Origin of the sequence: Vibrio sp. McD22-P3 (assembly GCF_021568915.1) — a bacterium.
Lineage (GTDB): Bacteria > Pseudomonadota > Gammaproteobacteria > Enterobacterales > Vibrionaceae > Vibrio > Vibrio mediterranei.
On the sequence record NZ_JAKGTN010000006.1, the window covers coordinates 140,543 to 166,339 of the forward strand.

24 protein-coding genes are annotated in these 25,797 nt (G+C 43.2%); 10 read left to right on the forward strand and 14 right to left on the reverse strand.

Translation table 11 applies throughout. The features are described 5' to 3' along the window. The first annotated feature begins 1 nt into the window (after position 1). From L2W36_RS08940 to L2W36_RS08960, 5 genes are read left to right on the forward strand one after another with little or no spacing between them, the layout of a single operon-like run. Positions 2 to 715: a tetratricopeptide repeat protein gene (locus tag L2W36_RS08940; RefSeq protein WP_031494400.1), complete on the forward strand. Its 714-nt coding sequence runs from the start codon at positions 2 to 4 to the stop codon at positions 713 to 715. A 5-nt stretch (positions 716 to 720) separates the two neighbouring features. After that, positions 721 to 1,206, forward strand: a complete 486-nt coding sequence (locus tag L2W36_RS08945) for a TadE family protein (protein WP_006070709.1) — start codon at positions 721 to 723, stop codon at positions 1,204 to 1,206. Continuing rightward, a complete protein-coding gene (gene tadF / locus L2W36_RS08950) occupies positions 1,206 to 1,730 on the forward strand; it encodes a tight adherence pilus pseudopilin TadF (protein WP_006070708.1) in 525 nt (174 codons plus the stop codon). Before L2W36_RS08945 ends, tadF begins: the two co-directional genes overlap by 1 nt. Position 1,731: 1 nt before the next feature. Beyond that, on the forward strand, positions 1,732 to 3,303 hold the full coding sequence (locus tag L2W36_RS08955; protein ID WP_124939775.1) for a TadE/TadG family type IV pilus assembly protein: 1,572 nt from the start codon (positions 1,732 to 1,734) through the stop codon (positions 3,301 to 3,303). 5 nt (positions 3,304 to 3,308) lie between these two features. Then, positions 3,309 to 3,974 (forward strand): OmpA family protein, encoded by a 666-nt coding sequence (locus tag L2W36_RS08960; RefSeq protein ID WP_006070706.1) that lies wholly within the window; start codon positions 3,309 to 3,311, stop codon positions 3,972 to 3,974. 34 nt (positions 3,975 to 4,008) lie between these two features. Here the strand turns inward: L2W36_RS08960 and cobA are convergent, their stop codons facing one another. The 4 genes from cobA to nirB form a co-directional block, all read right to left on the reverse strand. Beyond that, positions 4,009 to 4,761, reverse strand: a complete 753-nt coding sequence (cobA, locus tag L2W36_RS08965; RefSeq protein ID WP_006070705.1) for a uroporphyrinogen-III C-methyltransferase — start codon at positions 4,759 to 4,761, stop codon at positions 4,009 to 4,011. A gap of 126 nt (positions 4,762 to 4,887) precedes the next feature. Then, a complete protein-coding gene (locus tag L2W36_RS08970; RefSeq protein ID WP_236109844.1) occupies positions 4,888 to 5,748 on the reverse strand; it encodes a formate/nitrite transporter family protein in 861 nt (286 codons plus the stop codon). A 97-nt stretch (positions 5,749 to 5,845) separates the two neighbouring features. Then, on the reverse strand, positions 5,846 to 6,169 hold the full coding sequence (gene nirD / locus L2W36_RS08975) for a nitrite reductase small subunit NirD (protein ID WP_006070703.1): 324 nt from the start codon (positions 6,167 to 6,169) through the stop codon (positions 5,846 to 5,848). A 2-nt stretch (positions 6,170 to 6,171) separates the two neighbouring features. Further along, a complete protein-coding gene (nirB, locus tag L2W36_RS08980) occupies positions 6,172 to 8,730 on the reverse strand; it encodes a nitrite reductase large subunit NirB (protein WP_006070702.1) in 2,559 nt (852 codons plus the stop codon). A gap of 426 nt (positions 8,731 to 9,156) precedes the next feature. Between nirB and L2W36_RS08985 the strand changes: the two genes are divergently transcribed. Together L2W36_RS08985 and L2W36_RS08990 are read left to right on the forward strand one after the other, a co-directional pair. Further along, positions 9,157 to 9,327 carry a hypothetical protein gene (locus tag L2W36_RS08985; RefSeq protein ID WP_006070701.1) on the forward strand — a complete coding sequence of 57 codons (171 nt, stop codon included), beginning with the start codon at positions 9,157 to 9,159 and terminating at the stop codon, positions 9,325 to 9,327. After that, positions 9,314 to 11,524 (forward strand): hypothetical protein, encoded by a 2,211-nt coding sequence (locus L2W36_RS08990; protein WP_236109845.1) that lies wholly within the window; start codon positions 9,314 to 9,316, stop codon positions 11,522 to 11,524. The genes L2W36_RS08985 and L2W36_RS08990 overlap by 14 nt, the downstream gene beginning before the upstream one ends. A gap of 30 nt (positions 11,525 to 11,554) precedes the next feature. On the opposite strand, the gene L2W36_RS08995 is transcribed toward L2W36_RS08990, so the two are convergent. Beyond that, positions 11,555 to 12,175, reverse strand: coding sequence for a LysE family translocator (locus L2W36_RS08995; protein ID WP_038222142.1), 621 nt, complete (start codon positions 12,173 to 12,175; stop codon positions 11,555 to 11,557). A 282-nt stretch (positions 12,176 to 12,457) separates the two neighbouring features. On the opposite strand from L2W36_RS08995, the gene L2W36_RS09000 reads away from it, so the two are divergent. Continuing rightward, positions 12,458 to 13,540 (forward strand): TRAP transporter substrate-binding protein, encoded by a 1,083-nt coding sequence (locus L2W36_RS09000; protein ID WP_006070697.1) that lies wholly within the window; start codon positions 12,458 to 12,460, stop codon positions 13,538 to 13,540. Between the two features lie 49 nt (positions 13,541 to 13,589). Here the strand turns inward: L2W36_RS09000 and L2W36_RS09005 are convergent, their stop codons facing one another. The 9 genes from L2W36_RS09005 to L2W36_RS09045 form a co-directional block, all read right to left on the reverse strand. Continuing rightward, positions 13,590 to 14,138 (reverse strand): DUF3124 domain-containing protein, encoded by a 549-nt coding sequence (locus tag L2W36_RS09005; protein WP_096443271.1) that lies wholly within the window; start codon positions 14,136 to 14,138, stop codon positions 13,590 to 13,592. A gap of 178 nt (positions 14,139 to 14,316) precedes the next feature. Then, the gene (locus L2W36_RS09010) at positions 14,317 to 16,401 is read right to left on the reverse strand and encodes a transporter substrate-binding domain-containing diguanylate cyclase (protein WP_236109846.1); all 2,085 of its coding nucleotides are present in this window, start codon (positions 16,399 to 16,401) and stop codon (positions 14,317 to 14,319) included. A 267-nt stretch (positions 16,402 to 16,668) separates the two neighbouring features. Beyond that, positions 16,669 to 17,877: a multidrug efflux MFS transporter EmrD gene (emrD, locus tag L2W36_RS09015; RefSeq protein ID WP_124939770.1), complete on the reverse strand. Its 1,209-nt coding sequence runs from the start codon at positions 17,875 to 17,877 to the stop codon at positions 16,669 to 16,671. 192 nt (positions 17,878 to 18,069) lie between these two features. Beyond that, on the reverse strand, positions 18,070 to 19,743 hold the full coding sequence (locus L2W36_RS09020) for a mechanosensitive ion channel domain-containing protein (RefSeq protein WP_236109847.1): 1,674 nt from the start codon (positions 19,741 to 19,743) through the stop codon (positions 18,070 to 18,072). 29 nt (positions 19,744 to 19,772) lie between these two features. Beyond that, positions 19,773 to 19,937: a hypothetical protein gene (locus tag L2W36_RS09025; protein ID WP_006070692.1), complete on the reverse strand. Its 165-nt coding sequence runs from the start codon at positions 19,935 to 19,937 to the stop codon at positions 19,773 to 19,775. Between the two features lie 263 nt (positions 19,938 to 20,200). After that, entirely contained in the window at positions 20,201 to 20,557 is a 357-nt protein-coding gene (gene hpf, locus L2W36_RS09030; protein ID WP_006070691.1) for a ribosome hibernation-promoting factor, HPF/YfiA family, read from the reverse strand. Between the two features lie 95 nt (positions 20,558 to 20,652). Continuing rightward, positions 20,653 to 21,933, reverse strand: a complete 1,281-nt coding sequence (locus L2W36_RS09035) for an MATE family efflux transporter (protein WP_236109885.1) — start codon at positions 21,931 to 21,933, stop codon at positions 20,653 to 20,655. Between the two features lie 193 nt (positions 21,934 to 22,126). Further along, positions 22,127 to 24,043, reverse strand: coding sequence for a monovalent cation:proton antiporter-2 (CPA2) family protein (locus tag L2W36_RS09040; protein WP_006070689.1), 1,917 nt, complete (start codon positions 24,041 to 24,043; stop codon positions 22,127 to 22,129). Continuing rightward, complete coding sequence (locus L2W36_RS09045; protein WP_236109848.1) at positions 24,040 to 24,678, reverse strand: NAD(P)H-dependent oxidoreductase; 639 nt, start codon at positions 24,676 to 24,678, stop codon at positions 24,040 to 24,042. The genes L2W36_RS09040 and L2W36_RS09045 overlap by 4 nt, the downstream gene beginning before the upstream one ends. A gap of 164 nt (positions 24,679 to 24,842) precedes the next feature. Between L2W36_RS09045 and L2W36_RS09050 the strand changes: the two genes are divergently transcribed. Both L2W36_RS09050 and L2W36_RS09055 read left to right on the forward strand, forming a co-directional pair. Further along, positions 24,843 to 25,319, forward strand: a complete 477-nt coding sequence (locus L2W36_RS09050; protein ID WP_236109849.1) for a GNAT family N-acetyltransferase — start codon at positions 24,843 to 24,845, stop codon at positions 25,317 to 25,319. Then, complete coding sequence (locus L2W36_RS09055) at positions 25,312 to 25,791, forward strand: GNAT family N-acetyltransferase (RefSeq protein WP_107306839.1); 480 nt, start codon at positions 25,312 to 25,314, stop codon at positions 25,789 to 25,791. Before L2W36_RS09050 ends, L2W36_RS09055 begins: the two co-directional genes overlap by 8 nt. The last annotated feature ends 6 nt before the right edge of the window (positions 25,792 to 25,797 follow it).

The following is a 25,797-nucleotide window of genomic DNA, read 5'->3' on the forward strand; positions in this document are numbered from 1 at the left end:
TATGGATATTCGAGGTATCTTGGTTTGTATAGTAACCATTTTTCTATTCGGTTGTGTGTCAAGCTCAACGCCTAGTAATCAAGACATTGTTAACAGCATGGAGCGTGTTGACAATCATGACGGACTTATTCAGCACTATAAGGGGCATTTGCAAAATAAACCTGAAGATAATCAAATTACCCAAGAACTTGCGAAAGTGTATTTTGATAAAGGTGATATTGAGTCGGCACAATTCTATACAGATCATTTATTAAATGACGGAGTGCAGAATTGGCAGCTTGCCCAACTGCGTGGCCAGATCCACGATAAGATGGGTGAGAACAGCTATGCTGAAACTCGTTACAAGCAATCACTGAAGTTGGGTAATACATCGAGTGATATTCACGTACTTTTAGGTATTACTTATAGTAAGCAGGACAAGTTTAATCAAGCCGAGCAAGAATTTAATACAGCAAGACTGAAAGGTCATAATGATCTAATAATAAAAAACAATTTAGCAGTAGTTTATTTAGCAAAAGGTGATTACTTCAGAGTAACTCAGTTACTCACACCGGTATTTAAAGAAAATCCAAGCAATCAAGTGGTGAAAGCAAACTTGGCTATAGCGTTCTTTAAACTGGGAAGAATTGATCAAGCCAGAGAGCTGTTAAATGATGAGTATAGCGACAGCCAAGTGTCGAAGATATCACGACAGCTCTACAAATCTGATGGGTAGTAGTTATGTTTATTCGGATTTCTCGTCAAAAAGGAACTTCAACTGTTGAGTTTGCTGTAGGAGCGGTTGCGCTGATATTAACGACGTTGTTGATTATTGAAGCAAGCTATCAAATATACGTAACCAATTTGGTGGAGTATTCGCTTCGAGAAACAGTAAGAAATGCTAAGGTCTATGAAGGTTCTAGTGTCCATGACAATTATAAAAATAGGCTTGATGAACTGATTACATCTGATGGCAAGCTATGGAGTTATCTAGCGCCACAGGAGAATTTTCAAATTACAGGGAAATATTTCAATTCATATAGGGACTTTGTCGATGATGTAGGCTTTTCGGAAGACGATGATGGTTTTCAAGAGGGCTACGCTTTGGCGGAGATAACCTTGGATTATCAATACACCCCAATACTCAATGTCCTCGGTGCATCTGAAAAAACTATTTCCAGAACAACTGTGTTGACACTAGAGCACGAGGGGTGGGAGGGAGAATAATGAAGTACTCTCATAAAAACCAACGAGGCACGTTCATTATTGAGCTTACTTTAGTTGTTATTGTTTTAATTGGAATTTTCCTTTTTACGACGGATATCAGTCATAAACTTTTGGTAAGAGCTCAGTTAGATAGGGCGAGTTTTGCTCTTGCTAACATCCTTAAAGAGCGCGCTCGTTTCTATAATGATCGTCTGGTTCTTAGTGACGGTGATAGAGATGACATGCATGCCTTAGCATCTAGGATGCTTGATACGGCAGAAGCAGACATAGCGATAAAGATAGAAGCGTTGCATAACACCGCGACGGTGGATAGTTACACCAGTGTCCAATATGGAGCGATGGGCTGTGAAACTACATCGATTGACCAAAAGTCGGACCTTGTTCCCACCGAGGATGAAACGGTTTATTCCTTATATCAAGTATCACTGTGTGAGCAAAGAGACTCTTGGTTCGCGCGGTTTTGGGGAAACACTGGATCGCCTACTTTAACCATCACATCTAGCTCAGTCGTGGCGGGGAGGTAGCATGAGTAGTATATGTAGACAGTGTGCACGGCGACAACGAGGCATTGCAGCCGTTTGGATGGCATTTACACTTATTCCAGTACTTGGAATGACGTTTTTTGCTGTCGAAGGTACGCGATACATCCAAGAAACGAATCGCTTACGAGATGCAGCACAAGCCGCTGCTTCAGCAGTAACAATAGAGGACCAATCTGCTAACGCGAATGAAATGGCAAAAGACTATATCCGAGATTACGTCAGAGACATTAACAGTGAAACAGTAGTAGCTACGCGTTTTTATCAAGCCCCTGACCCAGAAAATGATGTGGATGAGTTTATCCAATATACGGTTGAAGCAACGACTAATCATAATTCTTGGTTTGCTAGCAACCTGATACCAGTGTTTGGAGAAACCCAAGATCTAAAAGGGGTCGCTGTTGCCAAAAAATACCCGTTCAACCTAGGCGATAAGAATATAGATATCGTTTTTGTTTCAGACTTTTCAGGCTCTATGAGTTGGCAATGGGGCGGGAATTCAAGTGACCCGTGTACCGCGACGAACTGCAAGATCGCTGACTTAAAAGTCGCGGTTAAAGAGATTGCTGATAAGTTGCTCTGTAGTGACATACAAACTGATCCAGCAACTAACGAAGACTATTGCGCTGACGATGACCAGCCTGAACTCACAAGTAAGTTGGATAATCGTGTAGCGGTTGTGCCGTTTAATATTAGAACTAGAGAGTCTAATGGCAGCAATGTGTTTACTGTGACTCAATTGCGCTACCGAGACGATGTCGATGAAGACGATTCTCCTCGGACATATGAAGACGTTAACTGGAACAAATGGCGAGAGTATACATCTGGCGAAGTATACGATTGCTCTCAGGATCGAGATGATTGTCCCAATGGCCGGAATGGTGAAAGGCGACAAGCACAAAGGCTAGTTAGTGTTTTTGATATTGATGAAGATGATAATGACCGGTCGTATCATGTTGAAGTTTATGACTATGTTGACTTTGATTTGAGTGTGGCTGAAATGTTCATCAACAAATTTCCAGATGCGCGTACCGAGTATCGTCTAGACAGTTTAGAGCTTTATAGAGGTTATGGAAGTTCTAACGAGAATCAGTTTTATTCTATTGACCTTACCAGCGATCGAACAGAAATTGATGTTATAGATGATATGTGGGCTGATGGGAGTACTGCCTCATTTCAAGGTATGCTACGCGGTTTTCAACATATGCTTGCCGGTAAACCTGATACTTCGGATGAAGACGAGTTGGCTGAGTACAATGATAAAATCAAAATGGTTTTGGTGCTTAGCGATGGGGTAGAAAGTCCAAACAACGGTATTCTAAAAGGGCTTGTTGATGCAGGTATGTGTGACAAAGCTCGAGAAGAAATCCCTGGGTTGTATATTGCGGTGATCGGCATCGACTTTGCGGCGTCGGAGCAAAGTGGGTTCCAAGATTGTGTGTTAAATCCGGATGAAGACATCACAGATGTAACGGATACCGAAGAGTTTATAGAAAAAATCGAAGAGCTAATTCAAAAAGGCTCACAAGGAACAGGCGAGACACGTTTATATGGGTGATTAGGATGTCGAAATTACAAGCTATACTAGCAATCGCAGTCGTTAGCAGTTTCAATGCCGTCGCTAATGAAGAAAGTGCTCACATTACAGAGTATTGTGGAGCTAAGCACTATGAGTATTCACATAATATAACCATTGGTGATATCGAAGGTGTGGGAACACATCGACAAGGTTATATGCAGGTAACGGAAACCAGCACGGATGATGAGCTTAAATGGCAGTTACTTAAGATGTCTGCACTCATTACCAATCCCGAGGAATGTTTGACTTACATATCGAATTTGGGCATTGCTAAGTTTGGTGAACCGACTGATAAGGGATACTTGGTTGCGCGGGTACATTTTGCCTTTGATAAATACAATCTCACGCCTTTGGCTCACAAAACCTTAACTGGAGTCGCCAAGCAGTTAGCGGCTAACAATTTTGAGGTGACTGTAGAAGGGCATACAGACTGGGTAGGTTCTGATGAGTACAACCAAGCATTGGGGATGAGACGTGCAACGGCAACGGCTAATGAACTAGCCAGTAACGGGGTGAGGAAAGAGAATACAACGTTAAAAACATTTGGTGAATCTGAGCCATTAGCTTCGAATAAAACAGCGGATGGGCGATCTCAAAATCGACGTTCTGATGTTTATATACCGTTGGACTCGAAAGTAGATAATCAATAAATAAAGCCCAGCGAGATAGCTGGGCTTTTTTATATCAGAACCATTTCAACTTATCATGCAGTTGCGTAACACTTCCAACCACGATCAATGCAGGACTTTCAGCCTCACTTGCCATTGTAGGCAGCGTGTTAAGTGGCCCTTGGAAAACGCGCTGTTCTTTGCGTGTACCGTTTTCAATCACTGCGCACGGCGTATTTTCGTCAAGACCATGGGTAATTAGTTTATCAGTGATACGGCCGCTTTGCTTCAGACCCATGTAGAACACAAGTGTATTGTTTGATTGAGCCAGTGAACTCCACTCAATTTCTCGACCGTCCTTTTGAACATGTCCGGTAATAAACTGTACGCTTTGAGCGTGGTCGCGGTGGGTGAGGGGGATGCCAGCATAGGCTGTGGCACCAGCCGCTGCGGTAATTCCTGGAACCACTTCAAAACTAATGCCATTTTCTGCCAGTGTTTCCAGCTCCTCGCCGCCACGACCAAATATGAAGGAGTCGCCGCCTTTGAGGCGCACCACTTTGAGCCCTAACTGTGCTTGTTCAACTAAGATCTGGTTAATTTGATCTTGAGGCACACAGTGGTAATCGAGCTTTTTGCCCACATAAATCATCTCAGCATCTGGTTTGGCAAGTGCAAGAATTTCTTTAGAGACTAAACGGTCAAAAACGACAACATCAGCCGATTGAATTACGCGATATCCTTTCACTGTCAACAAATCTGGGTCTCCCGGCCCTGCACCGACTAGAGAAACGAAGCCAGTGTTTAAAGATGTTTGATGAGTGGTCATAGTTATGCCTATCAATTTCAAATTTTGGATATAAAAAGTAAAACTCAGATAATGGCAAAGTTAATACTGTTTATAGCCAAAGAAGCTATCATCAAGGCCTCGCACATAGTACGAGGCCCAAGAAGCTTATTTGCTCAGTGCTGGCTCAGCGTTCACTGACACTTCTGCGTCTGCTTGTGCATCTAGAGATGGTGCAGTTTTAGCGTGAGTTAGGTAAAGCGGGAGACAAGTCATGATAAGACCGCCAACGATGTTACCAAGAATGGTAGGGATTAGGTTGAAGTTCAACCAAGTTGCAATACCAAAATCAGCACCAAGAATCATACCTAGTGGGAATAGGAACATGTTTACCACAGTATGCTCAAATACTAGTGCGAAGAAGATGAAGATAGGGAACCACATCATCGCCACACGACCTGATACAGAACGTGCTGTCATGTTGCCGATAACGCCAAGGCATACCATAAGGTTACAGAAGATACCGCGTACGAAACAGGTGATCCATCCGTCCATGCCCATGTTCTCAAAACCAAGGCTACGAGCTGTCGATACCGCTATAAACTTTTTAGCAACCGCATTAAGTTCCAGAGAGAAGTTACCAGTTAGTGAAACTGCTACAAGGTAAGCAACGATAAGAGAACCAATTAGGTTGCCCAAACCTACGAGTCCCCAACAGCGGAAAATACGGTTCCAAGTAATACCCGGACGGTTAGCAAATTTAGCCAGTGGCGCAAGACCGAATACACCCGTTACAAGGTCATAGCCCATTACACTTAGAATAACGAAGCCAACAGGAAAGACGAGTGCGCCTACGATACCGATACCCGTTTGGACGATTGTTGTGATTGCAACAACTACCGCTAAAGACAGGATGATACCGGCCATTGTGCCACGAAGGAGTAGGTCGCGAGTGCTTGTTTTTGTTTTCGCTTCGCCAACGTCGATCATGGTTTGCACAAACTGCGCAGGTTTAAAATCAGCAGACATAGAATTGTACCTATTAAAAGTTAAAGTTAAAAAGTTAAGATTGAATAGTGATAGGGGCTAGAGCTTCCAACCCCTATAGGCTATTCAGTCTCTTGGCTTACGCCGAAACTTCTACTGCACCTTTGGCAATACGAGTTTTGTATGCTTTCACGCTAAAGCGCTCATCTTCCATACAAGTACCTGTTGCTAGGTTAAAGCGTTGTTTCTTAAGAGGGCTTGCTACCCAAAGCTCGCCTTGGTGCTCAACAATTAATCCACGTGATAGCACGTTAGATTGGTAGAACGGGTCCATATTGCTGATCGCCATCACTTCTTCAGCGGCCGTTGGGCGGAAAATAGCAACCTGTTGGCCGTCCACCAATGCACATACGCCAGTGCCGGGGATGATGTCTTGGATATCACATACTTTTTGAAATGCCATGATTACTTCTCCAACTCGACGTGTAGGATGTCACCTTTAGCTTCTGGGTGTTTCTCTGTAAATGTCGCTGGACGGTGTTGCTCACGCTCTTGAACGAAAACAACATTGTCATCGCGAAGATCGCTGTTGATGAAGTGAGAGAAGCGTTTAAGCTGAGACTCATCTTCAATTGTGTTCTTCCATTCGCAGCTGTAATCACCCACTAGACGTTGTACATCGGCTTCTAACTGTTCGTTGATACCAAGTTTGTTATCAACGATCACCTCACGTAGATAGTCGACGCCGCCTTCCATGTTTTCCATCCAAACTGAAGTACGTTGTAGCGGTGCAGCAGTACGGATATAGAACATCATGAAACGGTCGATATATTGAATTAGCGTTGCTTCGTCTAAGTCAGAAGCAAGTAGGTCAGCGTGACGTGGCTTCATACCACCGTTACCACATACATACATATTCCAGCCAGCATCCGTCGCGATAATGCCCAGGTCTTTACCTTGAGCCTCAGCACACTCACGAGTACAGCCAGAAACGCCAAACTTCATCTTATGAGGAGTACGAATACCTTTGTAACGGTTCTCGATGCGTGAACCCAGGCCAACAGAATCTTGAACACCATAACGACACCATGTTGAACCCACGCAAGTCTTCGCCATGCGAAGTGCTTTGGCATACGCTTGACCAGTCTCGTAGCCAGCCGCAATCAGTTTTTTCCAGATAGCAGGAAGGTCGTCTTTTTGCGCACCAAATAGACCAATACGTTGAGCACCCGTGACTTTAGTATATAAGCTGTACTCTGCTGCCACTTCAGCAAGCACTTTCAGTGCTTCAGGAGTAACTTCACCACCCGCCATACGAGGAATGACAGAGTAAGTACCGTCTTTTTGAATGTTACCTAGGAAGTTGTCGTTGGTATCGTGCAGTTTCACAAGCTCAGGCTTAAGAATATGCTCGCCCCAGCAAGACGCTAAAATAGAGCCTGCAAGAGGTTTACACACTTCACAGCCGTAACCTTTACCGTGTTTCTCAAGTAGTTCTTCGAACGTCTTGATTTCTTCGATACGAATTAAGTGGAACAGCTCTTGGCGAGAGTAAGCAAAGTGTTCACAAACGTCGTTTTTAACTTCGATGCCTGATTTTGCTAGTTCAGCATTAAGGACCGAGGTAACAAGAGGGATACAACCGCCACAGCCCGTACCTGCGCCAGTCACTGCTTTAATATCGCCAATCGTGTGGTGACCGTCAGCAACAGCTTGTGCAATCTTGCCCTTAGTGACATCAAAACAAGAACAGATAACGGCTGATTCAGGTAGAGAATCTGCACCTAGTGTCGGCTTTTCAGCACCAGCATGCGCAGGTAGAATCAAAGTATCAGGGTGCTCTGGAAGTTCGATTTCATTGAGCTTAAGCTGAAGTAGATCGCCGTAATCAGAAGTATCGCCAACCATTACTGCACCGAGCAACTTCTTGCCATCTTCAGAAACAATCAAACGCTTGTAAACTTCTTGTTCTTCGTTTTGGTATACGAAGCTCTTACAACCAGGAGTACGGCCATTTGCATCGCCAATAGAGCCCACTTTTACGCCAAGTAGCTTTAACTTAGCGCTCATATCTGCGCCTTCAAACTGACTGTCGTTACCTACCAAGTGGTCAACAGCAACTGTCGCCATTTTATAACCAGGAGCAACTAACCCGTAGAAAGTACGGTTCCACGAAGCGCACTCACCAATGGCATAAATATCTTGGTCAGTAGTTTGAGCGAAGTTGTTAATTTCGATACCGCCACGAGGTGCAACACCTAAGCCCATCTGACGAGCAAGTTTGTCTTGTGGACGGATACCCGCAGAGAACACGATGAAATCTACTTCAAGATCAGTACCGTCAGCAAACACCATAGTGTTGCGGGCTTCATTACCCTCGGCTTTGATTTCAAGTGTATTTTTGCTTGTGTGAACCTGAACGCCCATACGTTCAATCTTGTTGCGAAGTTGCAAACCACCTTGAAGGTCTAACTGTTCCGCCATTAATACTGGAGCGAATTCCACAACGTGTGTCTCGACGCCCAGTGCTTTAAGTGCTCCGGCTGCTTCTAAACCAAGTAGACCGCCACCGACAACAACGCCGCGTTTACTCTTTTTCGCCGTTGCTTCAATAGCTTTTAGGTCTTCGATAGTACGATAAACAAAACAGTCTTTGCTCTCGTTACCTTTAATAGGTGGTACAAATGGGTAGGAGCCTGTTGCGAGAATAAGCTTGTCGTACTTAATTTCACGACCAGTACTTGAATAAACGATTTTGTTTTCGCGGTTAACGTTGATTGCGCGTTCACCAATAAGGACATTGATGCCGTGCTTTTCGTAGAAACCTTCTTTAACTAGGGAAAGTTCGTCTGCAGTGTGGTGTGAAAAGTAAGAGGAGAGGTGGACACGGTCATACGCGACGCGTGGTTCTTCGCAGAAAACGGTGACGTCATAGTTAGCCATATCGGTTTTCTCGACTAAGTCCTCGAGATAACGATGACCAACCATGCCGTTTCCTATCACGACAAGCTTCATCTTGCTCATATTAATACCTAAGTGTTAGTTCTTCGAATCTTCGCGCATTGTTAAATGTGAAAGAAAATTAAAACATGATGTAAATCAATTACACTTTTAAACTACTCTAAAGTGGTAGGTGGGGTGATTAACTAATCAACAAGTTAATAGTAGAAGAAGCTATTTATAGGGGAAAAGCATAGCAATCGTTTTGCCGCAAGGGTGAACGCAGATTAGCATAGATATATTTGTCATACAATAGTGCTGTTTTTACATATATTGTAATTTACCTACATAAACCATGTAAATTGTATGGTTTATAAGCAAATGCCATATGTATATGGGATTTTGTTCTATAAACTTATGTATCCATTATCCTAGGGTATTTATAACCACATTATAAATAAGGTTAGTTGGCGCGAATTACGTTCGTAAGTTGAATTACAAGGAGGAGATATGAAACGACTTCATATCCAAGCAGTAATCGCTACCTTTGTCCTAGGAATACTCTTCGGTTGTAATGGAAGTGGAGGAGACTCCAGCTCAGGTAATCAGACTCAAACCATTCCGACATCTCAGCTTTCGCTGCCTGAACAATTGGAGGTAGTGACCAATGAAAACGACTAAACTAATTCCACTTGTCTTGGCGCTAGCCCCTTTCACTATTCAAGCCGCATACAATGACGCGGGCACAGACTATACGCTCGCAGAGCAGCGGACACATGTCTGGAACGAAGCTTTAGAACCTATTGAACTCGTGAACAGCATTCTGTGCTTTACGGCGCAGTTCAACAGCGTCGAGTTTGCTAACCAAGGGCCTTACTTAGTTTTAGCTGATGAGTCAGTGTGTTTTGATGAAGATAAATCAGGTGATAGTGGGCAATCATCAGGCGCGAGTAATCAAACCCAGTTGATGAAAGCGGTAAGTACGGTTGTTCGAGAGTCTGATTCCGACCCTTTACGCGTTAGTGTATGGCTTCCAGATATGGGACAAAGTGATGAGGGGGAACAAGCGATTAAGTTCAAAGCGGAAATTCGTAATGGCGCCACTGATGCCAATCCATTTGGCGACTTCACCTTTAACTTTGACTTCTTTGATAATTTTGACCAAAACAATCAATCAGGAGGAGGTGAAGTCAAAACGATCTCTGATCTTGATGGACAAATTGGTTTCACATTATATGAGCAGGGAAGCCACGGCGGTAACCAAAGCTACAAACAATGTGCCAGTGTGGTCATGTCTGAAGATAGAACTACAGGCGTTGCGTTAACGGGCATGGAATACTCTGGTCAATATGGTAGTGGAGGACAGACGTTTGCACTAGCATTCAATGAGAATCGCGTATTAGTTCAGAGTACCAATGGCGGTTTTGATGATTTGCCTTACAAGTCAGGAGACTTTGCAACTGGCTCTCAATGTTTGAGTCGGACAGAATTTACATCACACGTTCATCGATATGATTTATTTGATGCATCGACAGGGGCTGCTGTCGAACTCAATAGTGGCTTTCCTATTCGTTATGACTCTACGGGCAATGGCAATAACGATAACTACGGCTTTATAGGTTATTGGGGGCTTTGGACCGAAAGCGGTCATCAGTTCAGTAATGGTGACACCGTAGTGAAGGATAACAACGAACAACAGGAAACTTTGACTATCGTGACAGCGCCGGGCCGTTTAATCAAGAACACAGTGAATACGTTAGCGCTCACTGAATTAGCAGGGATAGACTTTAACTATTGGGATGATGATGTCTATCAAGACAACTCTTTCGATCAGTGGGTCGTGAACTATAGCAATCAACAGTTCATTAAAGTTGGTAAGCTGTCTTGGACGGATAATGGTCCTAGTGTGACTCAGCTAGAAACTCCAATCGTAATATCGCTTAGCGATTACGACAGTCTATATATGTATTCTGAGCAGCTCGGCGGAGAGGTGAAGTATCTCAACGGAGAGGATAGCATAACTTATTATGTCCAAACCTTTATTGATGGGTCACAAAACGGTGATGCTGCACTTCCTAACAACGGCACCATTACACTAACTTGTTACGATAATTGTCCGATCGGTACCATTGATGACCAGCATATCGCCCAGTATTGGGGAGAGAATAGCCCATTTGAAACTGTGAATGGCACTGCTTATCAATTTACGTTCTCGATTGATGGTGTTAACGCACTGACGCTCGTTAGCGTAACCAGTGGCGAAGCGGTTCATTTCGATTCGTCTGTTACCTCATCAAGCCTTGAATCTACACCTCACCATTGGGGATTGAGAACAGGACCAATGGTTCTATCGTCGCAGTCTATTTCTAATCCATGGGAAATTTACGATCCTAATGTTGTGCAAGAATTTTATGTGTGGGAAACAGGGGTCAATGAGTGGAATCGATTGACTACAGTTCGCAATGAATCGGGGGATATCGTGAGCTTCGACCGTCCAATTCAGTTTAGCTATGTTCATACCACTAACAATGATAGAAATGGTGATGCTGGTGACTATGCGAACCAGACCTTTATGCTTAACTACGGAGGGAATGGTGATCTATGGGGCATTCCAAGTATCAAAAATGACGGGGACGACCATTATCGTGCTGCCTTTTCAATCGGCGATGGTGTAGTTATGGGAGGAAGCAGTCAATACGTTATAAAAGCTCGTGAAATTGAAGAGTTGATGAAACCTTTGGCAACGTCTGAGTGCGACGCATTAACCTTGCAAGACCCTGCCGTTGCGGTACCAACTTCTGTCACGGGTAGTGCCGATATCGGTAGTATGCCTGAAGTGACGGGAGAGCCTTCAGTGATTGCAGGTGTAACACAATAAAATAAATGGGCTCCAAATCGGAGCCCATTTTTACCCAATAAACAACCAAACCCCAACACCACACATGAGTGTTCCCGCAATGCGGTTCATGGTCCGTACGTTGTTTGCATTACCCAATGTTCGTTTCAATCCTTTTCCGCCAGTCGCGTAGATAGTCATACAAACAAACTCACTGACCAAAATAATTCCGAGCATGATCGATACTTGTCCAAACATTGGCTTTGACTGGTCGATAAATGGGGGAAGAAGCGAAATCATAAATGCCCAACCTTTGGGATTGGCAATAGCGGTAACAAAGCCTTGAACGACTAGATCCCAATCTTTGTGTTCGGTTTGTTGTTCAACGTCAGAGGTGATGGCTAGTTTACCACGTGAGCGCCACATTTGGATGCCAAGATAGAACAGATAAGTTGCGCCGACGGCCTTAAAGACAGTGAATACTTCTGGGTATTTCAACATGACGGCAGCAATACCTAAGATAGCAGCAAGAGAAACGGCGGCAACACCGAGCAATTCACCGACCATCATCCACAACGTACGTCGGTAGCCAATACTCATACCCATTGTAAGCGCCAGTGTCATGCACATTCCTGGGGTGATAGAAACAAAGAAAAATGTGGGGATGAATATTGAGAGTGTTGCCCAGTCCATAATGATGCTTATTAGAATATTTAACAATTTAGCTATTAATAACAGAGATTTCGTGACAGAACTATCAATTTGTTAAACAGAATGGAATATTTTTGGCTAGTGAAAGGTTGGAGTTAAATAGAGTCGTTAGACAATGTGAAGTATAAAATAGGGATGAACGGTTAAATATTAGGCGTAATGACTGCTTAAGAAGAATATACCCAAACGGTAACACTTTGACATACATAGTGTTTACATCCATTGTTGTTGAGCTATCCAATAACGTACATAGGAATCTAAGAAATGGAATTCACAAAAACCATTCGTCGACTGAGTACTATCGTCATTGCATCCCTCACTGCTGTGGCAACCTTTCAAGTGCAAGCTGACGATAAAGTTTACCGTTTAAAACTGGCAGAAACCTGGGGGCCTAATACACCAATTCTGGGTGACGCGAGTAAGAATATGGCAAAGTTAGCCAAAGAAATGTCGAATGGACGTTTAATTATTCGAATCGACTCTGCTAACAAACACAAAGCCCCTTTAGGTGTGTTTGATATGGTTAAGTCTGGTCAATATGACCTTGGTCATTCAAGTTCATACTATTGGAAAGGTAAGGTCCCTAATACTCTGTATTTTTCATCGATGCCATTTGGTATGACTACGATGGAGCAGTATTCGTGGTTCTATCATGGTGGGGGTCTAGAACTTATGCAGCAAGTCTATTCACCGCATAATTTGTTGTCGTTCCCTGGCGGCAACTCAGATATACAGATGGGTGGTTGGTTTAAAAAAGAGATCAACACCGTTGAGGATCTGCAAGGTTTGAAGATGCGTATCCCTGGCTTTGCAGGTGAGGTGTTAGCGAAAGTTGGCGCGAAACCAACCAACATCGCGCCGGGCGAACTGTATACTTCATTAGAGCGAGGAACAATTGACGCATTAGAGTGGGTAGGGCCTGCCTTTGATTTGCGAATGGGTTTTCAAAAAATCGCACCTTATTACTACACAGCATGGCATGAACCAGGCTCTGAGACTCAGTTCTTGGTCAACAAGAAAGTGTGGGAATCTCTGCCAGCAGATCTCCAAATCATTTTAGAAACTTCGTTCCGCGTTGCCGCGTTTGATATGTACACCCAAGCTTTGCATGAGAACGCGAACAGTTGGTCTAAGATGAGTTCAGAGTATCCGAATATTAAAGTCCGTTCTTTCCCGCCAGAAGTAATCAATGCCCTAAAAGCAGCAAATGAGGAACTGCTTCAGCAGCAGGCGGCTAACGATAAATTGGCGAAAGAGATTCTTGATTCACAAGCCAATTATCTAGTGAAGATGCGTGAATGGACGAACATCTCACTTCAAGCTTATCTAAACGAACAGGCTAACTAATTACAGTGGTTATATTGATAAAACACCCCGCATTATGCGGGGTGTTTTTTTATAAAGGAGCTCGGCTAGTGAATGAAATATCCTTTCCATGGCCAGAGCCAATCATGACCGCTTCAAAAATAGGGGCTGACGCTTGGTTTGGATTCGACCATTCGATTAAGAAATTAGCCCCTGCGCCTCCACTGACTTCGCGCTTTTCAACCAAGTATTCAGAACTGGACATTGCCTCAAGTTTGTAACCTTCGGAGACAAACTGACGAACAAGTTGGCCATTGGTGTCATAGTAATTGATGCTATGGATATTAATACTTGAGTTAGGGTCAGTGTTACGCACGACTAAGGTGCTTTCCAGCAATACGGGTTTACCACCATCGGTATAAATATGTGAATAGACAGGAACATAAGAGCGAGCGGTATCACCAAGACTACCATTTGCTGCTTTTAGAGAAGTTCTTTCTATTTGTTGTGCCTGATGGCTAAGCTTCTCTTCTATCGTATCAACAGACTTCACTAGAGTACCAAGATAGATAGCGAGTCCGATAACAAGTATGGTTGAGATAATGGACACGAATTGGCTAGCATTTTGTTTTGCAGTCATAAAGTCTCTTGTTATTGTTTATTTCACTAAAACTATTATATTCGCAATCTCGTGCTAGGTGTCATAAATTTCTTCAAATCAGGGAGTTATGAGTGAGGTTTTCTGTTAGCAATTGTGTTTTTTTGAGGGGGAAGTCTTTACTAAGAAGCATGTTGGAATAAAGGTTAAGCAGTTTTACTTATCCTTTGTGAACATCACGATGTGAGCGTTTTTTGGGGTCATGAACGATAGCAAGATCTCTGAGTTTAGCCTCATCAATAATGACACTTCGGATCTTGTCATTACGCTTGGCTTCGTACATAGCGAAGTCTGTATAGATAAGTAACTGCTTGATACTTAACTCACTAGTGTCTGGCAAAAAGACTCCAACAGAGGCATACAGCGTCAATACAACCCCGGAACCGCGCACTATAAACGGATAGCTTTCTAGTTGGTCTAATATTGTTCTGAGTTCATTAGGGTCGAATTCAGTGATGGCAACGAACTCGTCACCACCGATCCGGTAAATTTGACCATCAATGGTTTCTTTCAAACGTTTGGCGTAGCAACGTAATACTTGGTCACCGACCGTATGACCATAAGTGTCGTTAATGTGTTTAAAGCGATTAAGGTCGATGTAAATTAGTCCGTGGCCTTTTTCTAGAGCCTGTTTACGGATACGGTTTAAAGCATGACGATTTTTAAGTTTAGTCAGTGCATCATGATTGGCGCGATGATTAGTTATGTAACCGAAGAAAAAGGTCACTAGCACTAGCAGCGCTAACAGTGTATTGATGATATTTAATCGACGTTTGTCACTCTCTTTTTCATTCAGTTCACGCCAGTTTGCTGGTGGCTGATAACGGCGGTTGATTGAGTTGGCGTCGATAAAGTCTAAGGTTCTATTAAACAACTGAGCGAGAATCTCGCCACGCTCAGTTTTAGGAAACCCAAAACTCAACTCAGATTGATAAAAAGGGCGAAAGTAACGGTCTTGTGTCACGTTGGTTATATTGTGTTCGTACAATAATGTGTCTAACGTAACTTGACTGGTAATGGCGTAATCGACCTCTCCGGTAGTGAGCGCGTTAATGAGCTTTTCAGTATTGCTATAGTAAACCAGAGTTTTGTTGGGCAATGAACGTCGAGTGATGGAGGCAAACACATCGTTTTCCACTACACCGACTTTTTCCGCGAACAGTTCGGAAATATGTCGGTAGACTTCTTCTTTGTAACCAACACGCTTGGCGATGGCACCATGAATAGAAGCGTAGGGACGACTGAAGTTTAGTATACGTTGACGGTGTTTTATGTCAGCAATAGGAGTCGTCACGTCACGTTCACCCAAAGTGAGCTTTTGCAAAGATGCTGACCACGATTCTGTAGGATCGTAGACCATTCGGCATTTTAGTTGATTGAGTTTGCAAATTTGCTTTGCAAACTCAACAGAAATACCCTCAGGTTGTCCATTCGCTCCTGAAAACACATAAGGTGGGCGAGGGTTAAGATAGATCTCAATAATAGAGTCTAGGTCTAACCCACTGGAGTTAACTTTGTGTCTCAGTTGTTTAATGGCAATTTCGGTAATGTAACTGTCGATGTAACGACGAATTTCTTTCTGGACAGAGTCTTTTGCAATAATGTCGCTAAAAGCCGCCAATAGTGGTTTGTTCTGTTGTTTGTTGGTAATAATGGATACAGGTGGAATGGAGACTTGGTCGTTGATCGAGGTTGCTTTAAACCCCGCAGATAAAAAGCTCTCTAATTGTAGGAAAGTGCCAATATAACCATCTATATTACCAGCCAATAAGCTCTCAAATGCAACGTCATTGTCATTGAACCCCAATACACGTTTGTCTGGATAGTATCTCTGAATTATGTCGTTAAACGCTGTTCCCATTGTTGTTCCAATGACATGCATTTCATCAAACGACTCGCCACCTTTGTTAAATAAATAGGTTGGCTCAATGTTGATTGGCTCAGAGAAGATGAATCGTGAAGCTCGACTCTTGGTATAGGTAATATTAGCGACAAAGTCTATTTTACCGTCTTCAACAGCATCTAATCGCTCACCAAATACAGGATAGTCTGCGTACTGAAAAGAGAAATTGGATTGTTTTTCAATGGTAGAAAAAATAAAACGGGCGATAAAGTCTCGTTCATGAGCCGCGACAATATAGGTATCAGACTGAGCTAGAGTAACGTGCGTGGCTCCTAGTAATACGATCAAAACAACCATGCGAGTGAGCATGGTTTTAAGAGTGAGCACACATTTAAGTTTCAACTCCAATAACTCCTTCCTTGGGGTGAATCAGAGGTACAGACATAGTTTAATAATAGATATGAAGAATACAACGTTAACTGGCTGAATTAAAAATAAAAGCTGGTTTATTTTCGAAAACTGAGAAGGGCGTGTTGCTCTTTGAATGAATAGCGCATGATTATAAGAAAGTTGAAGTTTGAGTAAGTGTTCTTATGAGGGGCAAAGCGACGGACGAAGGCTCTTAAAAAGGCTACCTAAGACTGAGGTAGCCTTTGTTTCTTTTCTAATTTAAACCATTACCGCATCGTCGGCGTTATCTGGACCATTGTCGCGCTTGGCGATATGCAAACCCCACATAGCTAACAACGCCATGATCAACATGATTACGCCCAGTGGTAGCTGGCTAGTAGCGGGTATAACAGATGCGCCTAAGGTTGCTAAACCAGCACCGAGATTTTGCATACCCCCTAACACAGCTCCACCTGTTCCCGCGTGGTTTGGGAAAGGGGTTAAGGCACCTGTAGTTGCAGCAGGGAACAAAACACCTGCGCCAAGGAAGTAAACGGTAGAGCCGATGGTAAGTGTCCAAGCGTCGGTCGAGCCTTGTAATCCAGGCACAAGGACGACCGCTGAGCCTACAAGTATCGAAACCAAACCAAACTTAAATGCTGCGTTGTTACCATACCGTTTTGCGATAATGGAAGAGAACCCAGCACCAAGTAAATAACCTGGAATTGGTAATACAAACAGGATGCTTACCGTCAGTGCCGAAAGCTTTAAAACACCACCAAACAACACACCAGCAGCGGCTTCAAACACGGCAACGCCTGCAAAGGTAGCAACTAAGCAAATGACATAGCCCTGAAAACGCTTGTCAGAAAGCACAAATCGGTAGTTATCCATCGCCGAACTTTGGCTACGTCTCTCAACTGGTAGAGTTTCGACCAGTTTGGAAGCCATGACTATGACTACTGCAACAGCAAACAGAGTCAGAAAAAGGTAGCTAGAGCGCCAACCCATAGTTTCAGTTAACACGCCACCAAGAACGGGGGCGAGCAGCGGTGAAAAGATCACGCACATACTAATGATGCTGTTGGCTCTGTGTAATTCTTCGCCTGAAAAGCAGTCACGAGAAAGAGTTCGTGACATTGCGCCGCCACTACCAATTCCCGCTCCTTGAATGAAGCTGCCTAGTAGAAAGAGTTCAAAAGAATGTGCAAATAAGCTTACGAGCGCTCCAATTAGATAGATAACAAGACCAACGATAATTATTGGCTTGCGACCTAATCGATCCGACAGTGGACCATAGATGAACTGGGACAAACCATAGGGAATTAAGTAACACGCCATTACTGCCTGCAGCATCGCTGGATTAACGCGGAACTCTTGCGCCATTTGCCCAATTGACGGTACGTACATTGTCTGGGTCATTTGGCCAACGGCAGTCAAAATTGCGATTAAAAAGGTCAGCCTAGCTAATGGGTATTTGGATGCCATTTCGTTTTTGTCTCGTCTCTGCGTGGTTCGTGCTTTTTGTTGTTCAAATTCGCCACTGTGGGCGGTAGGGCGCAGATATTAGAGTTTGAAATAGAATCAATCAATAGAAAAGTGTGATGACAATCACGATAAATATTTTGATTTTCCATAACTAAAACTAATGCGAACTTCGGTTGAAGTTCGCATTGGTGGTTATTTGCTTGCGACTTGAGTGACCAGGTCTAGTGTTGTGTTTTGAGCGAGGTCATGTTGATATACGTGAACGTCTCTTTGTGGGAAAGGAATACTGATCCCATTGCGGTCCAGTTGTTTCTTCACCTCTTCGGTCACTTCCCAATATACATCCCAATAGTCTTCTGTTCGTACCCACGGTCGAACAATAAAATCGACAGAGCTTTCATTAAGTGTATGTACATAGATCATCGGCTCTGGAGATTTAAGTACTTTCGGGTGCTGCTGCAAGATGTCAGAAAAGACCTGTTTCGCTTGATCTATATCGTCGCCGTAGCCAATACCAAAGGTCATATCAACACGTCGAGTTTTCTCTGCGGTAATATTATTGATAGTATCGCCCCAAATCTTATTATTCGGAATGACTAATCTTTGATTATCAACAGTCCGTATGGTCGTTGATACTAAGCTCATATGGCTCACTGTTCCTGATATGCCGGCAACCTTGACCAGATCTCCTACATCAAAAGGACGATAGATGAGTATCATCATGCCAGACGCAAAGTTAGACAAGGTATCTTGTAATGCAAAACCAATAATTACACCCGCCACTCCAAAACCAGTCAATAGCGGTCCTAACTCTATACCAAGCTGTGATAAGGCTATAAGCAGCCCTAGAGCCGTTACTCCTTTTTGTGCCATTGAAACAAAGAAATCTTGCATCAAAACACTGAATTTCATTGTTGAATGGCTAACGCTCTTCCTAACCGCCTTACCAACAATTTTAGCGAACGAACGTGACAACCAGAGTATGACGCCAAAGACGAATATCTTCACAATTAGTGACGGAGTATGCTCCATCGTCCAATCTTTAAATGCGCCTAACCACTCTTTCATGAGCCCGACAATTACGCTGAAATCGAGAACGTCCGTGCTAATACCCCCCGTTACAGTGAATAACAGCTGTTTATACTCTGTAGTGTCAACACCGTAGTTTTCCAACAGGGTAATACTGGACTCTAAGCTAAGAATAAGTAAATTAATCTGACCAGAAATTCGGATCCCATCTTCTTGCAATCCTGCTTTACCGTCTTCTGGTACGTAAGCAAGTCGGTCATTAATGTCACTTAGTTGGCTATCTAAGAAAAGAACAGAGTTATATAAAAAGTCAGCACGTTTCTGTAAGTCTTGCTCTAATTGAGTTTCCGCTTTTGAAATGTCTACCCCTAATTCAGCGGCCCAAGATAACGTGGTGGACAGATCAGCATAATACTCATCCATCGCGGTAATACGTTTTTGCATTGCAAACTGAACGGCATCTTTTTCAGTGTCGCTCGCAATTTTGGATGCGTCGGAAAGTCGTTTAAGGTCTTGGTCGTTTGCCGCGAGTAATGTTTGTAAGAGGTGAATTTGTTGTGTAACAAGCTGCTTGTTCTCATCTACTTGGTTTTTATGTTGCAACTGTTCCGCAAGTGATTGTCTCAACGCGTCGTTTTTTCTGTCGATAATACTCTCTTCAAAACGATTAAGTTCAGCCTGCTTTTGTAATGTATTTATGTCCTGTTGAAGTGCATCCATTTGTGCGAAGAGTGGGCTTGCAGTACCTACGGATGTGGCATGGCTATCTTCGGCTAGCGTAACAGGAGAGGCACATCCAATTGCCAATGCTAAAACAAGAGTTAATTTGCTTTTCATTCGCTGTCTCTGGTTGAGTTGATGTTGGATTATCGCTTAGCGATCCATGAGTAGGTTTTTTTAGCAAGCCATACTCCGGCTTTGGCTATCGCTGTGATTAGCGTAAAAAGAAAGGAAGCAATAGATGAGATTAACTCCCCTGTGCCAACCATCAGTTTGTAAGTGTCAGTATGTTGAAATTCTCTATATGTCATATCGTGCCTCCTAAAGCGTTAAGCACATAGTAATGACAACGCATTATTGAATTTGTCATTTTGCGCCATTGTGGTCAGAAAGGAGCGAACTTTAGAGAAATGCTGAGCTGGGTTCGATATTGTTGGCAATAAAGCAGATATTTAGAATAGAAAAGTCAGTGTAAGAATTTATGAATGGGAATGGATAAGTTATTGAGCTGCAATAAGTTTTCGAGTTAAAGCCGGCTAAGAGCCGGCTTTTTAGGTTGTATTTAAAGGGTAGGCTAAGTGAGTTTCATTTCTTGAATGATGTCTGACGCGATCTCTGGTTTGGTGCTCGTCGGTTTGGCGTGCAAGTCAGTTTTTAGTTGTCCTTTTCGGTTTCGCAAACCTGCTTCAAGCTTCTTCAACGCTGCGGAAATGGCTGGGTACATAATATCGTGGGTGGCTTTAGCTGATACTCTCACACCCTCATAATTGGTGAAAATTTCCACTTCGTGTTGGCCATGCTCTTTCTTGATAATGATGTCACAGCTGATCAACTGAGGAAAGTGAGCTGATACTTTGTCAAATTTGTTTTCAATCTCTTGACGAGACTCTTCGCCAATTGAAACGTGGTGGGTCTGAACGTTTATTTTCATTAATTGTACCTCTCCTTTCACTACGTCTTTTAAACGTAGCAAAGGAGGGCTATTTTGACAAAAATAGTTAGTACAAATGGAATAGAAATTGAGCCTTATTTAGAAAGGGACTTTTCTAATTGCGTTAAAGAATAACTGTATGTGAACCAAGCGCTTAGACCCGCAAGGACATTTCCGACCAAAGCGCCCCAAAAGAGTCCTTCGATTCCTCCAAACTGTGACCCTAACCACAAGCAAGGCAAGAAGAACGCAAATAAACGAAGCGCTGAAATGGTCAAAGCGGTTTTTGCTTTGCCAAGCGCATTGGATATAGACACCATTAACATACAGATGCCCAAAGGCCCAAGGCTGAAAGGGACTAAAATAAGATGATAATTGAGGATCTGTTGTACATTGTCTTCGCTGGTCATCAGTATTGATAAGTGACCTGCAAACAAGTAAGTGATAATGGCGACTAAGAGTTGGAACGCAAGAATATAACTTACGGCAAGGTTGACGAGTTTTTTGATATCTGTAAGGTTTTTAGCCCCCAATAGCTTACCGACCATAGGCGGCATAGACATGGTCAAAGCTAATACGGTTACAATGGCAAAAAACTCGTAACGAGAGCCCAGTGCCCATGCAGCTACTGCAGCAGTACCAAATGTTGCGAGTAGTTTAGTAGCCAACATCGAGGAAAGCGGGGGAAGTAATTGACTGACCATCGCGGGTGCCATAATTTTCCATATCGACTTCAAACTGTTTACTACATTGACATCTTTCCAATCAAACGATGCCCAATTCTTATTGACCACTTTCGGTGCGACGAAAGCGATACCAATACCAAAGGCGACGATAGTCGCGATTGCCGCGCCATTGATACCCAAATCAAAGGTAAAGATAAACAGTGGATCGAGAATTAAGTTAATGATACTCGTGGCGACCATCATCATTCCTGGTAGAACCGTATTACCATTAGCGCGACAGACGCTGTAGTAGAAGTACAGCACCGCACCAACCCAAGAGCTTAGAAGCCAATAAGGCCAATAGCTGTCAATTACTGGATAGACAGATTCGGGTGCACTTAACAAGGCGAGGATTGGGTGTCGAATTAGCCAAATGAGTACGCCAATTGCCGCAACGCATAAGCTACCGAAAACAAGGATCAACCCCCCTAATTGTTTTGCGTAAGACTCGTCATTGGCCCCCAAAGCACGAGAAATGATTGCCGTTGTAGCGATACCAAGGCCTACTTGGATACCAATAATGAGCATTTGCATCGGCAGTGTAAAACCTTGAGCAGCGAGAGGTAATACGCCGAGTTGTCCGATAAAGGCACTATCGACTAATTGAAAGCTCATAAGGGACAACACTCCCAGCACCATAGGAAGGGTCATGTTGAACAATTGTTTGGCTAACTGTTTTGAATCTTTATCCACGTTGTTCTCTTTATTTGTGCCTATTTACTTATCATTGTGTACTTGTGAAAAAGGAAAGACGGACTAAATGCCCGTCTCTGTTAACATCATAGCTTATGAGCCCATTAGTTACAGGGGGCTAAACAAAGCAAAGATTAATGTTACTTACGCTTTATTCCTCGAACTTATCCGCATAACCTTTTGGAGGTGGTGTCCATCCACGCTCGCGAGAATGTTTGTCATTTCGATCGACTTGCATGGCATCCTTTATGAAGCCTTCCAATTCAATGAATAAGTCACGGTAGTTGTTATCGTAGCGTTCTTCACCATCAGCACCGTCTGCCCAAGCTTTATATAGACGGTCGGATTGTTTGTCTTCAATCGTCTTATAGATGGATTTCTGCTGTTCAATAAAGAATGGGTGAAAGCCAAGACATTTCATGGTTTTAGCACCAAGCTCTAAAGCTGAATGGTAGGTTTCAGACTCTATATAATCTGCGCCGGCTTGCCTTAGTTGGTAACCGTGCCCTCTGTCGAATGCTCGAGTAAGAATTTTGACGTGAGGGTACGTATGTTTAACGTATTTTACAAGCTCAACATTGGTTTCTTGATTATCAATAGCAATAACAAGCAGTTTCACATCTTCGATTCCTGCAGTATGCAGGATATCTGGCTTGGACGCGTCACCAAAATAAGCTTTGGTGCCAATTTGGCGCATGTTATCGACTTGTTCAGCACGTACGTCTAGTACCACCGTCTTCACATCATTGGCGACCAAAAGACGATTGACGATCTGCCCAAAGCGGCCAATACCCGCAATCAAGACAGTGCCCCGCTCTTCAACTGTGTCGGCCTCACGGTCATTACTGTCTTTCTCAAATTTAGGCAAAATGACTTTATCAAACAGAATAAACAGACCAGGAGTTAAGAACATAGATAAAGCAACAACCAGTGATAGTGTTTGGGCGATATCGGTAGGCAATACATGATTCTGAACCGAGAAGCTTAACAGAACAAAACCAAACTCACCGGCTTGAGCAAGACTCAAGGTAAATAACCATCGGGCACTATCTTTGATTTTGAAAATCATCGCGAGTACGTACAGTACTGCTGCCTTTAGGAGCATTACACCCAAAGTTAAACCGATAATGACAAAGAAATCGTCAAATAGGATACCGAAGTTAATACCTGCGCCAACGGTAATAAAGAACAAGCCTAGGAGAAGCCCTTTAAAAGGATCAATATTTGACTCCAGCTCATGTCTAAACTCACTGTTGGCCAATACGACACCTGCCAAAAATGTACCAAGGGCAGGAGATAGACCGACTAAGCTCATTAAGGCTGCAATACCAATAACAAGCATAAGCGCAGTAGCTGTAAAGATTTCTCTTAATCCAGATGATGCGACGAACCTAAACAAAGGTCTACTAAGATAATGACCACCAACGACGACCACCGCAATTGACGCAGTAATGACTAATCCATAAGCCCATCCTGGAAGTCCAGCTACCAAGCTTAATTCGTCATGATGCTCAGCCGCCTGCGCCGCGGCATTTTGCGCTTGTTCAACTAGTTCTGGCAAGGCGAGTAAGGGAATGAACGCCAACATTGGAATTACGGCAATGTCTTGAAATAGCAAGACTGAAAATGCACTCTGGCCACCTTCTGTTTTCGACAGTCCTTTTTCATTAAAGGTTTGCAGAACAATTGCAGTCGAAGAAAGAGCAAAAATAAGGCCAATAGTCAGCGCAACGCTCCAGCTTTGTCCGAGCATCAGTGCTATTCCCATAACCGCTGCTGCTGTGCCACCAACTTGAATGCCACCAAGACCGATAAGTTTATGACGCATGCCCCAAAGCATCTTAGGTTCTAGTTCTAGGCCAACTAAGAACAGCATCATAACGACACCAAACTCAGCGAAATGTTGAATGGTAGTAGTTTCTTCGCCCACGAGGCCAATAATAGGTCCAATAACCACCCCAGCAATGAGGTAACCAAGTACAGATCCCAAACCCAAGCGCTTAGCAATAGGTACTGCGATGACGGCGGCTATAAGATAAACGAAAGCCTGGAGAAAGTAACCGGTCATGATGCGTCCTTATCTGATTCGATAGCCTGTTCTTGTGGCCAATAATGGTTTAGTTTTTCGAGAGGTTTTGCTCGTTCGATATCGAACGAGCTGGTAACAAGCAGGTTTAAAAGCGTTTTCCAACGCTCTCTATGCTCCGGTATACGTCGCTCTTCTTGAGCTGTACGTGAACCAAAAAGGCAGAAAGGCGGTAAATAGGTCATGCCTGTCAAACTAGCAGTCTGTTCTAATGGTTGGAGTAGTTCTCTAATAGTGAAATGGTTGTAGCCTTCTGTTTGATAAGCATCGGCCTTACCGCCAGCAGAGATTGCACATAAAAAAGTCTTACCATGAAGTGCTGTGCCATCTTGCCCATAAGCAAACCCATACTCTAATACCAAGTCTTGCCATTCTTTAAGGATAGAAGGCGTTGAGTACCAATAGAGAGGGAATTGAAAAATAACAATATCGTGATCAATTAATCGTTGTTGCTCTCTATCGATATTAATGTTGTGAGTTGGGTACTCATAATACAGATCGACCGCGGTGACTCCTTTAATGGATTGGGCATCTCTAAACATCGGAGCATTGACCTCTGAGCGTCTCTGAGATGGATGTGCGTACAGCACCAGCACTTTGTTATTTTTTTTGGGCATAATGGCTTCCGGATAGCTTCATCTATGAGTTTTAATATCTAGTACACAAAAAGATATTTTTCAATTGGTTACCGTCTAGTAACCTTAACATTGAACCCCGTTAAACATCTTTAGCTTGCTACTATTAATTGCGAGAATTAACGGTCACATAAAGGAGTCTAGATATGCGATTGTCGGTTAGAGCAGCGACGCAAGACGATGCAAATGAGTTATTGGAATTATATCGGCAAACAATTCGCACTGTAAATCGCAATGATTACAATGAGATGCAGATTAGAGCATGGGCTCGTGATGAGTTAGAGACATCCGCTTTTGAAGCGTATATTGCTCGATGTAAACCTTTTGTGGTGACAAACCAAACTCAGATACTGGGTTATAGTGATTTACAAGCCGATGGATTAATAGACCATTTCTATTGTCACCACCAAGCACAGAGGCAAGGGGTAGGGAGTGTGTTGATGCAGACCATTATCAATAAAGCACGAGAAGCTGATATTTGTAGGCTGTACTCCTATGTGAGCATTACAGCAAAGCCGTTTTTCCTTCATTTTGGCTTTAACGTAGTGCGACCAAACCAAGCTGACATTCGTGGCGTCGTGTTAGATAACTATCTGATGGAAAGAGTATTAAAAGATGAATAACTCGATGTTTGAAGTGAAAGAGATTGCTCAAGAACAGTTACCGTTGGATATTTTGTTATTGGCTGACCCAGAGGAAGCCGCGATTAACGTTTATCGAGGCCGATGTCATGCTTTTGCAGTGTTTATGCAAGATAGGTTGATTGGGGCAACGTTAATTGAAGTGGATAAGGTTAATGGTAAAGCTGAACTGTTCAATATCGCAACCTACCCAGAGTACCATGGCAAAGGATTTGGCGGAGTTCTACTTGATGAAACACTAGCGAAGTTAGCGAGCCGAGGTATTAGAATTGTCGAATTAGGAACAGGTACATTTGGTTATCAACTATCGTTTTATCAAAAGCATGGTTTTCGAGTAGATAGAGTGATTAAAGACTTCTTCCTCGATAATTATGATGAACCGATCTTCGAATACGGTATTCAACACAAAGACATGTTACGCCTAGTTTGGCGAGCAGAAGAGATTGACGAGTAGTTATAG

Bases quoted from the DNA above. Each gene is read 5' to 3' on its own strand.
- L2W36_RS09020 (WP_236109847.1), bottom strand. From the start codon at position 19,743: ATGAAAAGCAAATTAACTCTTGTTTTAGCATTGGCAATTGGATGTGCC.
- L2W36_RS08955 (WP_124939775.1), top strand. From the start codon at position 1,732: ATGAGTAGTATATGTAGACAGTGTGCACGGCGACAACGAGGCATTGCA.
- L2W36_RS09040 (WP_006070689.1), bottom strand. From the start codon at position 24,043: ATGACCGGTTACTTTCTCCAGGCTTTCGTTTATCTTATAGCCGCCGTC.
- cobA (WP_006070705.1), bottom strand. From the start codon at position 4,761: ATGACCACTCATCAAACATCTTTAAACACTGGCTTCGTTTCTCTAGTC.
- L2W36_RS09000 (WP_006070697.1), top strand. From the start codon at position 12,458: ATGGAATTCACAAAAACCATTCGTCGACTGAGTACTATCGTCATTGCA.
- L2W36_RS08960 (WP_006070706.1), top strand. From the start codon at position 3,309: ATGTCGAAATTACAAGCTATACTAGCAATCGCAGTCGTTAGCAGTTTC.
- L2W36_RS09005 (WP_096443271.1), bottom strand. From the start codon at position 14,138: ATGACTGCAAAACAAAATGCTAGCCAATTCGTGTCCATTATCTCAACC.
- L2W36_RS08940 (WP_031494400.1), top strand. From the start codon at position 2: ATGGATATTCGAGGTATCTTGGTTTGTATAGTAACCATTTTTCTATTC.
- L2W36_RS08970 (WP_236109844.1), bottom strand. From the start codon at position 5,748: ATGTCTGCTGATTTTAAACCTGCGCAGTTTGTGCAAACCATGATCGAC.
- L2W36_RS08945 (WP_006070709.1), top strand. From the start codon at position 721: ATGTTTATTCGGATTTCTCGTCAAAAAGGAACTTCAACTGTTGAGTTT.
- hpf (WP_006070691.1), bottom strand. From the start codon at position 20,557: ATGAAAATAAACGTTCAGACCCACCACGTTTCAATTGGCGAAGAGTCT.
- tadF (WP_006070708.1), top strand. From the start codon at position 1,206: ATGAAGTACTCTCATAAAAACCAACGAGGCACGTTCATTATTGAGCTT.
- nirD (WP_006070703.1), bottom strand. From the start codon at position 6,169: ATGGCATTTCAAAAAGTATGTGATATCCAAGACATCATCCCCGGCACT.
- L2W36_RS09035 (WP_236109885.1), bottom strand. From the start codon at position 21,933: ATGACCCTTCCTATGGTGCTGGGAGTGTTGTCCCTTATGAGCTTTCAA.
- nirB (WP_006070702.1), bottom strand. From the start codon at position 8,730: ATGAGCAAGATGAAGCTTGTCGTGATAGGAAACGGCATGGTTGGTCAT.
- L2W36_RS09055 (WP_107306839.1), top strand. From the start codon at position 25,312: ATGAATAACTCGATGTTTGAAGTGAAAGAGATTGCTCAAGAACAGTTA.
- L2W36_RS08995 (WP_038222142.1), bottom strand. From the start codon at position 12,175: ATGGACTGGGCAACACTCTCAATATTCATCCCCACATTTTTCTTTGTT.
- L2W36_RS09045 (WP_236109848.1), bottom strand. From the start codon at position 24,678: ATGCCCAAAAAAAATAACAAAGTGCTGGTGCTGTACGCACATCCATCT.
- L2W36_RS08985 (WP_006070701.1), top strand. From the start codon at position 9,157: ATGAAACGACTTCATATCCAAGCAGTAATCGCTACCTTTGTCCTAGGA.
- L2W36_RS09025 (WP_006070692.1), bottom strand. From the start codon at position 19,937: ATGACATATAGAGAATTTCAACATACTGACACTTACAAACTGATGGTT.
- emrD (WP_124939770.1), bottom strand. From the start codon at position 17,877: ATGGCATCCAAATACCCATTAGCTAGGCTGACCTTTTTAATCGCAATT.
- L2W36_RS09050 (WP_236109849.1), top strand. From the start codon at position 24,843: ATGCGATTGTCGGTTAGAGCAGCGACGCAAGACGATGCAAATGAGTTA.
- L2W36_RS08990 (WP_236109845.1), top strand. From the start codon at position 9,314: ATGAAAACGACTAAACTAATTCCACTTGTCTTGGCGCTAGCCCCTTTC.